The sequence below is a fragment of the Winogradskyella haliclonae genome, from assembly GCF_014635865.1.
In the GTDB taxonomy this organism is placed as follows: domain Bacteria; phylum Bacteroidota; class Bacteroidia; order Flavobacteriales; family Flavobacteriaceae; genus Winogradskyella; species Winogradskyella haliclonae.
Map to the genome: position 1 here is coordinate 373,584 of NZ_BMDQ01000003.1, position 16,596 is coordinate 390,179.

Annotated in this window: 9 protein-coding genes; 3 read left to right on the forward strand and 6 right to left on the reverse strand. The window is 32.1% G+C overall.

From position 1 onward, the window contains the following. Positions 1–3 precede the first annotated feature (3 nt). From IEV10_RS12220 to IEV10_RS12240, 5 genes are all read right to left on the reverse strand, one after another. Complete coding sequence (locus IEV10_RS12220) at positions 4–708, reverse strand: hypothetical protein (RefSeq protein WP_188375010.1); 705 nt, start codon at positions 706–708, stop codon at positions 4–6. Further along, positions 705–6,146, reverse strand: a complete 5,442-nt coding sequence (locus tag IEV10_RS12225; protein ID WP_188375011.1) for a T9SS type A sorting domain-containing protein — start codon at positions 6,144–6,146, stop codon at positions 705–707. The genes IEV10_RS12220 and IEV10_RS12225 overlap by 4 nt, the downstream gene beginning before the upstream one ends. Before the next feature lie 31 nt (positions 6,147–6,177). Beyond that, positions 6,178–8,379, reverse strand: coding sequence for a peptidase G2 autoproteolytic cleavage domain-containing protein (locus IEV10_RS12230; protein WP_188375012.1), 2,202 nt, complete (start codon positions 8,377–8,379; stop codon positions 6,178–6,180). A 23-nt stretch (positions 8,380–8,402) separates the two neighbouring features. Next, positions 8,403–8,915 carry a T9SS type A sorting domain-containing protein gene (locus tag IEV10_RS12235; RefSeq protein ID WP_188375013.1) on the reverse strand — a complete coding sequence of 171 codons (513 nt, stop codon included), beginning with the start codon at positions 8,913–8,915 and terminating at the stop codon, positions 8,403–8,405. Positions 8,916–9,002: 87 nt separating this feature from the next. Further along, complete coding sequence (locus tag IEV10_RS12240) at positions 9,003–9,647, reverse strand: outer membrane beta-barrel protein (protein WP_188375014.1); 645 nt, start codon at positions 9,645–9,647, stop codon at positions 9,003–9,005. Between the two features lie 336 nt (positions 9,648–9,983). Here IEV10_RS12240 and IEV10_RS12245 point away from each other — a divergent pair, with 336 nt between their 5' ends. Both IEV10_RS12245 and IEV10_RS12250 read left to right on the forward strand, forming a co-directional pair. After that, a complete protein-coding gene (locus tag IEV10_RS12245; protein ID WP_188375015.1) occupies positions 9,984–11,816 on the forward strand; it encodes a tetratricopeptide repeat protein in 1,833 nt (610 codons plus the stop codon). A 52-nt stretch (positions 11,817–11,868) separates the two neighbouring features. Beyond that, on the forward strand, positions 11,869–13,653 hold the full coding sequence (locus IEV10_RS12250; protein ID WP_188375016.1) for a tetratricopeptide repeat protein: 1,785 nt from the start codon (positions 11,869–11,871) through the stop codon (positions 13,651–13,653). 422 nt (positions 13,654–14,075) lie between these two features. On the opposite strand, the gene rimO is transcribed toward IEV10_RS12250, so the two are convergent. Then, positions 14,076–15,380: a 30S ribosomal protein S12 methylthiotransferase RimO gene (gene rimO, locus IEV10_RS12255; RefSeq protein WP_188375017.1), complete on the reverse strand. Its 1,305-nt coding sequence runs from the start codon at positions 15,378–15,380 to the stop codon at positions 14,076–14,078. Positions 15,381–15,503: 123 nt separating this feature from the next. Between rimO and IEV10_RS12260 the strand changes: the two genes are divergently transcribed. After that, positions 15,504–16,580 carry a serine hydrolase domain-containing protein gene (locus IEV10_RS12260; protein ID WP_188375018.1) on the forward strand — a complete coding sequence of 359 codons (1,077 nt, stop codon included), beginning with the start codon at positions 15,504–15,506 and terminating at the stop codon, positions 16,578–16,580. Positions 16,581–16,596 lie beyond the last annotated feature (16 nt).

Sequence of the window (16,596 nt, forward strand, 5' to 3'; positions counted from 1 at the left end):
ACTTTACTGGATATTAAATTGAAATATATCAGATTCTGAAGTATTTCCAGCTGCATCTCTAGTAACAACTCTCCAATAATAAATATTGCCTGAGACAACTGCAACAGTCAATTGGCTTGCAGAAATATTACTTGTGGCTAATTCCGGTGGATTTATAGTACTTAAATACACATCATAATCAACAATATCATCATCGACATCACTTCCACTCCATTGCAATGTCACTGAGTTTGTTGAAGGCAGTGTTTGTGCGATAGTAGGTGAAATAATTTCTGCTTGAAAAGGTGGATAGGTTTGTATAGCTTCTCCTGCATTATAAAAATTCCAGGTTTCACTTTCTAATATTTCATCATTAAAGGCATAGTTTACAAACCATCTATATGAAACAGCTCTTTGAATAGTTACTGGGTATATAAAATCTTCCGTTTCGTACTCTGTAATACTATTAGTCGATAAATTTTCTACAGTGAGTATATAACTTTGCGCATTGTTATTAGGCTCCCATTCAAAAAGTACAGTGCTTTCGGTAGGTGTAATATTTGTACCTTCAGTACATAAAGAACTTTCGAACGGAAATATTAATTGAACGCCCTCAACATCATCAGGAATTTCACCATTTGGTATAAGCGTATTTATATTATCATCAGTAGTATCTACGCATCCTTGAACAAGTAGTACAAAACAAGTAAGCTTAATTAGTCTTTTCATTGTTTGATAATTTTATAAGTTGAAACTCTTGTTTTTGAAACCACAGAAATTATATACATACCTGAATCAAAGCCTCTTGTATCCAATGCTATATTCCGAGTTTCACTTCTATATTTTTTACTTAAGACCAACTTTCCAACAACAGAATAAATGTTTACAAAAATTTCTTCATCTTCATTAATATTGTCAATATTAACTATATCATTGAATGGATTAGGAGAAACAATAAAATCTTTTGTATTAAAGATGACATCATTAAAAGTACCTTGACATTCTAAGTCTGTACTTACTTTTAGCGTATTTGCGCCTTCTTTTAAATCTAATGTTATTGAAGAATTATGTGTTGTAAACGCTTCGCCATTAAACACAAAATTATAGCGAGTACTGCCAGACATTTCTACTACAATTCTATTTCCTGAAGCTACTCTACTTGCAAAAACTTCTAATGGATTGGGTTCTGTTATAACTATTGTATAACAAGCTTGATAATTTGGCCATTCTTCAATAGTAATACACATTTCATAAGTGCCCGCTAATAGATTAAGTATATCTATATCATTAATAAAATTATACTCTTGAAAAAAGTCTTCTCCTATAAGCGTAACCCTATAAGAATAAGCCTCTTGAGACACTATTGTTATTTGACCATCATTACTGTTTAAACAGGTTTCGCTAAGTATAGAAATTGCAAAATTATCATTTGCTAATCCAGGAAAAGGACATCCAAATAAATCTACAGGAACACCAAATTCTGTTCCTGGACATAAGTCTTCAGTATTAGGCACACCATCGTTATCTGCATCTTCACAAATGATCTGATAAGTCGCACTATCATCTTTGTCCCAGTTATCGTATGTTCCATCTGTATTAGAAATTACCGCTACTGGATCATCTACCAAAATACATCCTAAATCCGGATTATTTATAGCATTAAATATTTGCAGATTTTCATTATTACCATTTTGAAGATTTAACTGATCTGCTATCAACGTATTTGATTGACAAAATAGAGTTTCCAGATTAACATTTTGAGTAACACTTAAGCTACTAAGAAGATTAGATGAACAGTTGAGTTCTTTTAGATTTGTTAGTACATCAACATTTAAAGCATTGAGACTATTATTAGCAACATCTATATTGACTAAATCTGAATTGAAATCTAGGTTTAAAGTTGTTAATCCATTGTTTGAAACATCTAAAGAGATTAAGTCCGTAAGCGATGTTAAATCTATATCCGTAATCGTATTATTAGAGGCATCTAAATTTGTCAAAACTATATTATTACTAAGGTCTACTGCAGAAACATTATTAACTTCAAAATTTAAATTAACTAAGCTCACAAAATCCTCAATACCAGTTAGGTCCGAAATTTCTCTAGAAGAGATATTTAAAAAAGTGAGACTTTCAATAGTTGCGGTGGTCACATAATCGTCTAATGGTGCTGTATCATAGCCTAAATCAATTAAAGCTTGTTCAAAATTGTCATCAGGGACAAATGTTTGCCCAAAAAAGCAATCTGTAGCAAACTGAGCTGTTGCATCAATGCTCCAAGTCGCTCCTGCTGGTACAGTACCATTATCTGTTTCAATACATGTTAAGTCTGGATTGCTTTGCGCATTGAGATTGGTTAATATGCTATTTTGTCCGTTTCTAATATTTAAAATTTCAAGTGAATTAGATTGACAACTCAAACTTGTTACATTTTGATTTAACTGAAAATCGAGCTCAACAATAGCATTAGCATCACAAATAAAATCATTTAAACTTGGTACTTCACTAGGTAAAAAAGAAGTGAATACATTATTAGAAATATCCAAAACTGCCAGATTGGTATTTTGAGTTAAATCAATACTAGCTATTGAATTGCTTGAACAATTTAGAGTTGTAAGTGCCAAATTACTTGCTGTATTAACAGTACTTAACTGATTATTAGAGACATTTAGAGTTATTAAGTTCATGTTTGAACTGACATCAATAGTAGTGATCGCATTGCTTGAACAATTTAAATCTTCTAAAGCTTCAAAATCTTCGATTCCAGTTAAGTCAGCAATGTTATCTCCGCTCACATCCAAGCCTATTATGTTTTCAATATTAGCTGTTAAAACATAATCATCTAACGGTCCAGAATCATAACCTAAATCAATTAAAGCTTGTTCAAAATTATCGTCAGGTACAAAAGTTTCGCCAAAATTACAATCTGTATTATAGCTCGCTGTCGCATCTTTTAGCCAACTTGCAGGAATAGTATTTATAGCATCTACTTGAATACAGTCTAAGCTTGGGTTATTGGTAGCATTAAAACTGGCTATATCAGCATTTATACCATTTTGAATATTAACAGACTCAACCAAGTTATTAGAAATATTAATTGAAATTATTTCTGGACAAAACTCTGTTTGATTAGCTTGGTATACACAAGCTGAAATTGCCATTGTGGTTAAATCTAAGCCATCAACAATTTGATTGTTACTAAGGTTTAAGGTCTTTAAACTTCCAAGGTTATTTGATAACGTGAGATTTGAAATTTGATTTGTATTACAATCGACCTCAATAAGAGCAAAGTTATTATTCAAATTTAAAGATGTTAACTCATTATTGGAGGTGTACAGATATTCTAATGCTCCATTTCCACTTAAATTCAAATCAGTCAAGGCATTAAAATTACAGTCTAATCGCTTTAAAAGTGGACTTGATGCAACATTTAAACTTGTTAAACTATTTTGAGCTGCGGATAACTCTACTACATTTATATTATCGGTTAAGTCTATTGAAGTCATTTGGTTGCTTGTAACATCTAATAGTTCCAAAGCCCCATTAGCACTAAAATCTATTTGGGTAATTTCATTAGATCTACAATTAAAGTTTTGAAGTGCCTGATAATTATCCAAAGCTACATTTGATAAACTATTATTTGCACAACTAAACACTGTGAGTGTCGTATTAATAATAGTAGAGGTTGTCATATTATTAATACTATTGCTATTGCAATTTAAATTCTCAAGAACAGGATTATTGCTTATATCTAATGTTGTTAATTCATTATTTGAAGCATTAAGAATTCTTAAAAGTTGATTACTACCTACATTTAAGGCCGCTAATTCATTATCAGCACAATCTATAATTTCGAGGTTAGCATTAGCGGATACATCTAAATTGTTTAAGTCGTTTCCGGCGCAAAAAAGCGCTACCAAATTATCTGTACCGCTAAAATCAAACACATTTGTGGTATCATCAATAAAATTTGAACTACAATTTAATCGCTCCAAAAATGTCAAATTACTAACATCTAAAGCCTCTAGAAAGTTAGCACTACAATCTAACTCTACCAATGCTTTAAAATCTGTAATCCCAGTTAAATCCAAAATACCAGAATCACTTACATCTAAGGTTTGAAGCAGCTCAATATTTGCAGTCAATACTTGGCCATCAATGACATTATCATAACCAAAATCAATTAATTTTTGTTCAAATACTAGATCTGGGATTAGTGTGATTCTATTATTTACACAATCATCATTATAAGACGCTATTGTATCAATCTGCCAAGCCGCAGGAATGTTTCCTAAAACTGCGTTATCAACATTAATACAAAACAAGCTTGGATTTCCTGTAGCATTTAATGCTGCTAAAGCTGCATTATTTCCATTAGCTATATCAAGTGTCATTAATGCATTATTACTGCATAAGAGTGATATTAAAGCTGTATTAAACGAGACATTAAGATTCTCTATTTGGTTGTTAGAACAATCTAAATCTGTCAAAGCAAGATTTGTATCTAAACCTAAAACTGAGATTAAATTATCAGAGCAATTGAGCGTTTGCAATGCTGCAAAATCTTGAATACCTGTTAAATCTGATATGGCCAAACTAGAAACATCCAAATTGGTTAACATATCAATATCTGTAGTTGCTACAAAATTGTTAAGCGTTCCATCTGTATCTATACCTTGGTCGATTAATGCTTGTTCAAAATTATCATCTGGAACATATGTCCCACAATTCAAATTGTAATCAGCAGTAGCGTCTTTTTGCCATCCTGGAGCACCATTTGCAAAGACAACATCATCGACTTCTATACAAAACAGATTGGGGTTATTTATAGCATTAAAATTAGTTATTGCTGCATTATTTCCATTAACTGCGCTTAACGCAAACAAGTTATTATCATTACATAAAATTGATGTTAGAGCTGTGTTGCTTGATAAGTCAAGACTCTCTATCTGATTGAAAGTACAATCCAAATCTGTGAGAAGTGGGTTGTTATCAAGCGCTAAACTTTTTAGATTATTACTAGAACAATTTAAAGTTGTTAACCCTGTATTACTAGATACATCCAAATTTGAAATCGTATTATTTTGAATGTTCACTAATACTAATGCTGTATTAGCAGTAAGGTTTATATCGGATAAGGCATTATCAGATATATCTAAATCTTCTAGGTTTGTATTAGCCGATAAATCAATGCTCTCGATAGCATTAGTACTTGCATCTAAAACTTCTAAAGCTAGAAAATCTTCAATACCTTCTAAACTAACAATAGACGCATTAGAAACGTCTAGCATTATTAAACCCTCAATATTAGCTCTCAGCACCAAATTGTCTAAAACATCATCATAACCTTGATTGATAAGTTCTTGCTCAAAATTATCATCTGGCACATACGTAAAAATATCTATACATATTGCATCGCTATAATAAGTAAAGTCATCTTTAATCCAACCATTTGGTGTGAAGTTAGTATCTATTTGAATACAGAATAAATCTGGATTATCAGATGAATTTAATGTTGAAATAAGACTATTGTAGCCATTAGCTACAATAAGTGACGTCAATAGGTTATCAGAAACATTAATTGTAGCAGCACCTTGACATAAAGTCAAAGGATTGGTTTGTGGGTCAGGGCAAACAAGTGTATTGATATTACTTAAGTCTAAACTTGTTAAAACATTATTTGATACTTCTAGATTTTTTAAAACTGTATTTGTTGAAAGATTTAAAGTGTTTATTTGGTTTGAAGCACAAAACAAACTTTCTAAATTGGTATTGCTATCAAAGTTTAAAGCTCCAGTGATTCTATTATTTGAAACATTTAGAAACTTAAGGCTTGTATTAAGAGAAACATCTATTTGACTTAGTCTATTATCATTGCAAACCAAGATTTCAAGACTTATAAAATCCTCAATTCCAGAAAGATCAGCTATCTCTAAATCTATAATATTTAATGAAGTGACATCTGTAATTCTATCAGTAAACACTAAGCCATTATTAGCGATACCATCCCCCATACTATTTGCATCTCCTAAATTAACTTCAGAACCATCTTCTGCATGGGTTTCTAAGTAATTTTCAAAATTTGCATCTGGTATTGATGTCGTTTGAGAAAATAACGAACTGCTAAAAACACAAATAACACAAAGAGATATAAGACTTGTTTTCATAAGATTAGTTTAAGATTGACCCTAACTACTTTTAGTCTTTATGTGTTTTTTTATGATAGTGTAATTGCTTCTCTAGTTTAGCTTGAATCTTTGTGATTAGCTCTTCTTTATACTTTGGGTTTTCTTTAATGTTTTTCCAAACAAAATGGTTTTCAACATCAACACCATTTAACTTCATTTGTTCTCTAGCCAATTCAAACGCTTTCTCTATGTCTTCTCTGGTTACTTCCCAGTATACTAACTCCCCATGCTCTGCATGAACCACTTCATACTTTCTATTGTGGTAATTATTTATAGGTAATTCATCTTCATGGGTATCAAAATTTGGTTGACTAATTGATGGTGTGCCGCCATTAGTAGTTTTACCCATTAAATCGTATATCTCAGAAATTTGACTCTTTAATGCATTTATTTCTTCTGATTGACTCGCAATTTTATCTTCTAGCTTTTCAATAATGGGATTGTTATCATTTTTATTTAAACCTACTGCTACATTAACCATGCTTATTTTATGGCTTGTATGATTTTCTGACCAAGCTACCCCAACAATATTTTTAATCTGCTTGACTTTAATTTTTGATGGAGGTATTGCAATACCGCTACCGTCATTCATTCCGCTTGGAATTATATAATCTCCAATATTTACCTTTCCATAAACTTTAACAGGTACTTGTCCCATAAAAGCAACTTTTTCATATAAATGTTCAAGATTTTTTTGTGGCATATTACCTAAAACGATAGGTTTAAAAGAAACAACCATTGTACGTTCTGCGCCTTCTATATTTTTTGAAATTTTCCCTCCTTTTAATCCAACAATGTCTCCAAAAGACATGTCTTCATCAGAATTTTCTCGTTCTAAATATTCTGCATAATCTCCAGACCCCGAAGCATATGTTACCCCTTGATAAGTAATTTTATTATTATCATAAATGATTTTATTGTTTTGGGATCGCTCCCATACTAAAGTTGCAAAAACAGCTTGAACAGTTGCAGACACTAACTCTACACCTGCAAAAGCGATATCCGCAGGCCCAGGCGACGCTAAGCATCCACCAAGACCAACACAAGCTCTAAAATCTGTTGAAGCCTTAATAAGTTGAGCAGCAGCAATAACCTCATAAGCAATTCCAAATCCTAAGTCTACGTTTGAGTCATAAATATCAAACTCTAAAGAAGATTGGTCGAATCTATAATCTGCATTTTCTCCGAATTCGGTTGGGGTTTCACCTTCAATTCTACCCCAAGGCTCAACACTCTGAGTATCATAAAATGTAATAAAATTTGTATCGTTATTTCTTCCTCCATTAACTCGTATTGCTAAACCATTATTTCCTCCGTCGATTAAAAGCGGGTGGTTTGTAATTCTTGCATAATCTTGGTCAACATTAGGCATATTTGATGTTATTCTTACCTGAGAACCTAATCCATTGATAAGTGTAGCGCCATTAATATTTGTTGTACCATTTAGAGTTGAGCTTAAATTAACCGTTAAATTATCAGCTACCAAATCTCCAAAACTTGCTTGACCGTTAACATTTAAATCATTTAATGTTGTTAAGCCAAGGACATCTAAAGTCCCTTCCAAATTTGAGTCACCACCTACTCTTAGACTTCCGGACAAGTCTGTTGGTCTTTGATTATTAACATTAAAAGCTTCATTTAAATTGGTTACGCCATCTACGGTTAAAGTTCCCGATAGATAACTAGGAACATTATCATTAACATTTAAAGCATCATTAAAATTTGCTGGTCCTTCAACAAGCAACTGGCCGTTTAAAGAAGTATTACCATCTACATCAAGGTTTCCTGATGCAGTTATATCTCTATGTTTTGCATAAGGTAAATATGTAAGCTCTTCTACACTTATTAATGTAAAATCTGAACCACCTTCAAAATCAATTTCAACTTTTAATAATTTAGTACCGCCATCCCAACTTATGCTTTTAAATGCGTCGTTGTCTTTACCAATTATGAGATTTACACGACCAAACTCGTCAGTTTCTGTAATTCTGGTTTCTTGAAATTCAGGTGGACTTTGCTCATTATCGCCATCTATGATTGAAAACCTCATATTAATAGTCGTCTGTGGCAAATAATTATCTGGTGAGTTTACACCTGGCAATTCTAATTCGTCAGGCCCAATGATTACCGCCTGATAAGTTAAACCATCAGTTTGTGCGAAAATTTGTGATGTTATGCAAAAAAATAATGCTATGAGTAGAATTCTTTTCATGATTGCTGATTTTATATTTTCTCTTATTTAGATTTAATGAGTTTAGAATTAAAGTGTTTACTTCCAGAAATAACTTTCAGAAAATATGCACCACTTTGTATAGTGCTAAATTGTAGGTCAATTTTTTGAGCAGCTGAAAAGCGGTTAGAATATATCAACTTGCCAGAGACATCATTAAGCAAAACCATTATGTCATTTTGTATCGGACTAATAAAGTCAATGGTCAATTGTTGATTGAATGGATTTGGATATACCTTAACGTCCAAATTATAATTTACATCTTCAACGATAGTTATATTAAATAATGGTTGTTGATAGCCTTGTCTTAAGACATAATTACTATTTCTATGTGTGCCAATAACACTAGATTGACCTATACTTTGACTCACATTATACGTTCCTTGTGAAGTACTTATTGTTTGAGAAGAACCACTGCTACCAATATTAGAGCTAATGATTCTATACCTTGTATTCGTTTGGGCTAAACATACTTCTGCAACGCAAAACAGAATTAATATTGGTAAAAATGCTTTCATAACTATTTATAAATCTAGAACTAAATCTCTATCAATTTTAATGTTTCTCTTAATGTCCACCTTTTGTCTACTGAAAACCGAAAACTTCTAAAAATCGCAATTACAATTGGGCAGATTGATTATAAAACCAATACCAAACTGATGCGCATTAAGTCCTAATTTTTCTTGTGTACTTCCGCTATTAGCTAAGGTTGTTTTCCCATAATTATAGACCGCTGAAATTGCCGCATATTTTGAAACGGGATATTGCATTTCTAATCCGCCTCTAAAAAACACAATGGTATTATTAAACTCTTCATTACCTACTAGATTAAAAACCGCATTGTTTATGGTTTGGTTTCCTCTTACCATAATCTCTGGTGATACAGATACATTAGCAAAAAAATAAAGATCTCTTAATTGAAATAACTGAATACTCATACCTGCTTTAAGTCCTAGGTAACTCACATCCCATTCAAAAAAGTTGTTTACGCTATTCTCACTACCGATTGCGCCGTAATTATTATAAGTAGCCCCAAGAGATAAAAACAATGTTTTACTTGGATTGATACTCTGTCTGTAACCCATACCATAATAGGTTTTAGAAGTAGATAACAAATTATCTAGTGGTTGACCCTGAGAATTTTCATAATCAAAAGAAGATATGGTCGTACCAATCTCAAAATAGAGTTGCTGACTTAGACATGTGCAACTAACCATTAATGCTATTATAAAAAGTGTATAATTTTTCACTCCTTTCCAGTTTTGTTGAGAGCTAATGTAGTTGCGAAAATCAATTGAAAAAAGAAAAAAAAGCAATGTCCACCTTTTGTCCACTTATAAAAATCAGCTTAAATCAAAAAAATAATCACCTTTATTATAGGTAGACAACGATTTATATTTAATTTATAAACTTTTGAAAATCAATTATTTAAAATAAATAAACAAATAATATTATCTTGAGTAAGATAACAAGCTAAACACATGAGAAAGTCTAAGCGTATTAATAATGTCCTCTTTTTAGAAAAAAATAGAATTGTCTACTCTGAGGTGGACAAATTTCTGGTCGTCCTAATTTTGTGCTTTTTAATGATAACTACTTCAACATTTTCACAGGATAAAAAGTATATAGATAGTATCACAAAAATTTATAATAATCTTGAAAATGACAAGTCAAAGATTAAACTTGCTCACCAATTATTTAAAATTCAAATTTATAAGGATATAGATGTAGCTAAGAGGTATGCTGATGAGCAACTCGAGCTATCAAAAAAGATAAAATATACAAAAGGTGAAGGTACAGCCTATAGAGATTTAGCAAAATACTACAGATATGCCTCAAAACCAGACTCCGCCAGGTATTACTTTATGGCATCTGTAAAAAACTTCACTGTTAATGGAAATAAGGAGAGGCTTTGCACTGCTTTAGACAGATACGCCACTTTTGAAGTTATAGAAGGTAATTTTGATAAGGCTATAGAAATTGTAAATCAAATGATTTCTACAGCACTAGAGCTAAAAAACGGTAGAATACTAGTGGATGCATTACAACGAAAATCTGTTGTACTACTTGATATGGCTAACTATAGCTCTGCAATGGAAGTTGTACTAAAATCTGTGCAAATCGCAGATACAATGAAGCCAAAATACACATTAGGCAAAGCTATTGGACTATCAGACATTGGTAGGGTAGAGATTCATAGAAACAATTATAAAGCATCTATAGACCCAACAAAAAGAGCCTTAAAATTATTAGAAGAATTAAATAATCTTAAATGGCAAGCTATTGTACTTAATCAATTAGGAAATGCATATTGGCATTTAGAAGATTATGACAATGCATTAACTTCATACGAACAAAGTTTAAAAATTGTTACTGAACAAAACAGACAAGATTATATGGCTGTAGCCTTAGATAACATAGCTGGGATTTATTCTAAAAAAGGGCAATACAAAAAAGCACTTAGTATGGCTCAAAAGGCGCAAGCCATAACCCTAAAAATCGGAACAATTAGTAATAAGATAAATAGTTATGGAAGCATAGCAGATATTTACTTAGAAAATAATTATCCTAAGAAATCTATATATAATTATACTAAAGGCATTCAAATTGCTGACTCAGTAAACGCAATAGATGATTTATACACTTTATATAGAGGCCGTAGTAGTGCCTATAGTAATAATGGTAATTACAAGCAAGCTTTACTAGACTACAAAATATATAAAAAGCTATACGACAGTATTTTTAGCACTAAGTCAGAAAAGTATATAGAAGAACTTAAAACAAAATTTAATATTCAGAAAAAAGAGAGTGAAATCCTTATTAAAGAAAAGGAAATCAGGCTATTAGAAGAGCGAAAACAAAAAGCCGAAAATCAACGCTTATTCTTTATTATCACTGCTGGTGGAATTCTACTCTTTGCTTTGTCTGTAATTTATGGATTGAGACAAAAAATGAAACGCAATAAAACTGAAAGAGAAAAACTAGATATCGATTTAGGGTTTAAAGAAAAACAATTAACCACTCATGCGCTTCACCTTGCCCATAAAAATGAAGTGTTATTAGACTTAAAGGAGCAATTAAAATCCATAAAATCCGAGAGTAATAACTCTAGAGGATTTCAGAATATTATCAATAATATCAACCTAGATATCAATAATGATAATAACTGGGAACAGTTCAAATCTTACTTCGAAGATGTCCATAAAGACTTCAATACCAAAATAATAAAGACATATCCAGAAGTAAGTAATAACGATTTAAGGCTTATGTCGCTATTAAAAATGAATCTATCGAGTAAGGAAATAGCCAACATTCTAAATATCTCAGCTGAGGGCGTAAAAAAAGCAAGATATCGCCTAAGGAAAAAACTAAATCTATCTACAGAAGAATCACTTCAAGAATTGGTACTTACGATGTAATGCTTTTTTAAAACAATTTTCCACTCTCTATATGAATCAAAAACTAGAACATATGCCTAGAACCAAAACCATCTTTAATATGTCTACACCTCTAATAAAGTCAATCCGTTTTATAATGCTAATTGTGGTGATTGTTTCTTCAAAATTGCATAGCCAAAACGAAAAAAGAGTAGACAGTTTGCTAACTGTTTTAAAGCAACAAAAAGACACTGTAAAAATCAACACTTATACACAGTTGTTTATAGAACATATCAATGTAGATCCTGAGATAGCAAAAAAGTACTTGGATGCCGAAATGAAGCTTGCGGAAGCCATAAAAAACAAAGAATTTATAGCGCGTACAAAAATAAATTATGCTGTATACCTATTCAACAAATCAAAGTTCAAGGAATCAATTGATGTACTTGATAAATTACTAATAGAATTTGACGAATTAGATAATGATTATTATAAAACTGTAGTGCTGGTTAACAAAGGAAATGCCCTAAGAGAGCTAGGCTTTTATGAAAAAGCGCTTGAGGCGCATATAGAATCTTTGAAAATAAAAGAGGCAATTAATGCAGATAAGGAAAGTATAGCTATTAGTTATTGGAATATTGGAAACCTTCAAGACGACGTGGGCAGAACAGAGGATGCTATTGCGTATTACAAAAAATCAAAAATCCTTTTTAAAGAACTAAATTCAGAATCAGATACCATAATACTAAATATTATGATTGCTGAAGACCTATCAAAAATCGAAAAAATACAAGATGCCATTCCGCTTTATAAAGACGCCGTTAATTTCTTTAAAAAATACAATGCCAAGCAAGATTTGGCTAAAATCTATCAATATTTAGGTAAAAGCTATACCGAATATGATAGTCTGGATGTGTCTTTAAATTATTTCCAAAAAGCCTTAGCTATAAACAAAGATTATTCTCAAGAAGCTTATGTTGGATTAGATTTAAGGCAAATAGGTGAAATCTACATGAAAAAAAATCAACCCAATAAAGCGATACCATATTTTAAAGAGTCTTTAGATATTTCTAATAGTCTAAGCTTAAAAGATGAAATATCTAAAAACCATGAATCCTTAGCACGAGCAAAAGCCTTCGTTAATAATTACAAAGAAGCCTACACTCACTTAGTTAGTCACAAAACTATAAGTGAAGAGTTACTTAATGCAGAAAACATTGAACGAATGAATGAGCTTGAAGTTAAATACAAAACCGAGAAAAAAGAAAAAGACTTACTACTAAAAGAAAACGAAATTCAACTTTTAGAAGAACGCAAACAAAAAGCTGAAAATCAACGTTTATTCTTTATAATCACAGCCTTTGGAATTCTACTTTTTGCAATATCATTTATCTACGGATTAAAACAAAAAATGAAGCGTAACAAAATAGAACGCGAAAAGTTAGACAGTGATTTAGAATTCAAAGAAAAGCAATTAACCACTCATGCACTTCACTTAGCCCACAAAAACGAAGTGTTACTAAACTTAAAGGAACAATTAAAATCTATAAAGTCTCAGAGTAATAATTCCAGAGGATTTCAGAATATTATCAATAATATTAATCTTGATATTAATAATGATAATAATTGGGAACAGTTTAAATCCTATTTTGAAGACGTACATAAGAACTTCAACTCCAAGATAATGAAAACTTATCCTGAGGTAAGTAATAATGACCTAAGACTTATGTCACTCTTAAAAATGAATCTCTCAAGCAAAGAGATTGCCAACATTCTTAATATATCTACAGAAGGTGTAAAAAAAGCACGTTATAGATTGCGAAAAAAATTAAATCTATCTACCGAAGAGTCACTACAAGAATTAATTATATCTATATAAATCAAGTGGTTATATCTTTTTGTCCACTATTTGTCCGTGGCTATAAATACTATAGTCCACTGATTGTCCGTACATAAAACTTTATAAATACTCTTTCACTCAATACGTTTGCCAAGTCATTATATAATGACTACCAGTTTTGTGGTGTCTTGCGCTGGATATGGCTGCAGACTTCCAGTTGCAAGCCGCTACAAAAACTAATACTTACAATAAAATGCAAACACTATGAATTCCTCTAAAAACAAATCAAAACGGGCTAAGCGTTCTAAAGAAAGATTAGCTTTTACTATTTTTTTAATTCTATCGGCTGTATTTATATTTTCTTAAACGCTAGCCAATAAACACAAACAAAACTATGGGACTACTACTTCTATATAAAATCTTCTGCTGGGTAATGAAGGGAAAAAGAAAGCCTGCGCTTTTTAAAGAATAACCTCTCCATATAAATCAAAGTCTTCAGCTTCTATGACTTTAACAGTCGCAAACTCTCCAGTTTTAAGATAAGTTGTAGTGGCGTCTATCAACACTTCGTTATCCACATCTGGGGAATCAAATTCGGTACGGCCAACAAAGTAATTACCTTCTTTACGATCAATAACTACTTTAAACTCCTGCCCTATTTTTTGCTGATTGAGTTCCCATGAGATTTGAGATTGTATCTCCATGATCTGATTGGCTCTATCAATTTTAACGTCCTCAGGCACATCATCTTCAAGATTATAAGCATGTGTATTCTCTTCATGAGAATAGGTAAAGCAACCTAAGCGTTCAAAACGCATGTCTTTAACCCATTGCTTTAAGGTCTGAAAATCGTCTTCGGTTTCGCCTGGATAACCAACAATTAAGGTAGTTCTTATAGTCATTTCAGGCACTTTAGCCCTAAACGTCTTAAGTAACTTTGTCGTTTTTTCTTTAGTGGTGCCACGACGCATACTTTTTAAAATAGAATCTGAGATATGTTGCAACGGAATGTCTAAATAGTTACAAATTTTTGGCTCGCGCTTCATAATATCTAAGACATCCATCGGAAAACCAGTTGGAAACGCATAATGCAAACGAATCCACTCAATACCTTCAACTTTTACTAAGTTTTCTAAAAGTTCAGCAAGATTTCTCTTTTTATATAAATCTAAACCGTAATAGGTTAAGTCTTGTGCTATCAGAATTAATTCTTTAACACCATTAGCAGCTAATTTTTCAGCTTCTGTGACCAAATCTTCAATTGGAGTACTTTTGTGTTTTCCTCTCATCAACGGAATAGCACAGAAACTACAAGGGCGATCACAACCTTCAGCAATCTTTAAATACGCATAGTTTTTAGGCGTTGTAGTTAAACGTTCACCAATTAATTCATGCTTATAATCTGCACCAAGGGCTTTTAATAAACCCGGAAGTTCAGTCGTCCCAAAATACTGATCTACATTTGGGATTTCCTTTTCTAAATCAGGCTTATAACGCTCGCTTAAACATCCTGTAACAAAAACTTTATCAACTTCGCCGTCTTCCTTCTTTTGCATGTAGTGCAAAATCGTATTTACACTTTCCTCTTTGGCATTATTAATAAAACCACAGGTATTAATTACAACGACATTACCTTCCTGCTCATGTACCACATCTTTACCACTAGCCTTTAATTGCCCCATCAATACCTCACTGTCGTAAACATTTTTACTACAACCTAATGTTACCACATTGATTCTGTTCTTCTTAAGAGTTTTTGTGCGCATAGTCTTTAAATCAGCATGCAAAGATACATAATGATTTAGGATATTCGACTAATGAATTTAGTGTTCCTATTTTAAACTTTACATGGATTTATTAGTCTTATATAAAAAACCAAATCAAAAACCATGCGAATTACTTATACACTTTTAGTATTTATCATAATGCTTTCATGCAGTTCTACAGAAAGTATGCCTCAAGAGACACCAAATAATAACACTGGTGTTTATTTTCCTCCATTAAATTCTGATGACTGGGAAAGCACATCGACAATAGAGTTAGGCTGGAATGAAACCGCTAAACAAGAACTTTTGAACTTTCTAGAACATAGCGATACCGAAGGATTTATCATCCTTTATGAAGGAAAAATAGCTATGGAAAACTATTTTAATGGTGCTAATGCGTTTACAAACAATCCCTGGTTTTCTGCTGGTAAAACACTAACCGCTTTTACTTTATGCATAGCTGAACAAGAAGGTTTAATTAATTTGAACAATCCGTCTTCAGACTATTTAGGTGTCGGTTGGAGTAGTTTAACCTCTACTGAAGAAATGGCCATCAAGGTTAGGAATCACGTGACAATGACCACTGGATTAGATTACACAATGGGCTTGTATTGTACTGATTTTGATTGTTTAACTTACCTAGATGAGCCTAATAGTTTCTGGTATTACCATAATGCGCCATATACTTTAACACAGTCTATTATTTCTGGAGCAGTTAACACTACTTTTGATAGCTATTACAATTCAGGATTAAAAGACAAGATTGGTATGCAAGGTGGTTGGGTTTCGTTAGGCTACAACCGTTTTTACGCAAGTACAGCAAGGAGTATGGCAAGGTTTGGTTTATTGTGTTATAACAAAGGCACTTGGGATAATACAGAAATTTTGAATGAAGCTTATTTTAATGAAATGACACGTACATCTCAGAATCTTAATCCTGCTTATGGTTATTTATGGTGGTTAAATGGAAAATCGTCTTACATTTTACCTAGCTCTCCAATAGCATTTAACGGAAAGTTAATACCAAATGCACCAGACGATTTAATAGCGGGTTTGGGTGCTAACGATCAAAAATTATACATCTTACCAAGCGAAAAATTAGTCATTATACGAATGGGCGGTAATGGTGGCGAAGGTCAATTAGGACCATCAGGTTATGATAACTTACTTTGGGAGAAAATTAATGCGGTGATTGATTAATGCTGTCAGTTCGAGT

Excerpts from the sequence above, each read along its gene's own strand:
- IEV10_RS12220 (WP_188375010.1), bottom strand. The coding sequence starts at position 708 with ATGAAAAGACTAATTAAGCTTACTTGTTTTGTACTACTTGTTCAAGGA.
- IEV10_RS12225 (WP_188375011.1), bottom strand. The coding sequence starts at position 6,146 with ATGAAAACAAGTCTTATATCTCTTTGTGTTATTTGTGTTTTTAGCAGT.
- IEV10_RS12230 (WP_188375012.1), bottom strand. The coding sequence starts at position 8,379 with ATGAAAAGAATTCTACTCATAGCATTATTTTTTTGCATAACATCACAA.
- IEV10_RS12235 (WP_188375013.1), bottom strand. The coding sequence starts at position 8,915 with ATGAAAGCATTTTTACCAATATTAATTCTGTTTTGCGTTGCAGAAGTA.
- IEV10_RS12245 (WP_188375015.1), top strand. The coding sequence starts at position 9,984 with ATGATAACTACTTCAACATTTTCACAGGATAAAAAGTATATAGATAGT.
- IEV10_RS12250 (WP_188375016.1), top strand. The coding sequence starts at position 11,869 with ATGCCTAGAACCAAAACCATCTTTAATATGTCTACACCTCTAATAAAG.
- rimO (WP_188375017.1), bottom strand. The coding sequence starts at position 15,380 with ATGCGCACAAAAACTCTTAAGAAGAACAGAATCAATGTGGTAACATTA.
- IEV10_RS12260 (WP_188375018.1), top strand. The coding sequence starts at position 15,504 with ATGCGAATTACTTATACACTTTTAGTATTTATCATAATGCTTTCATGC.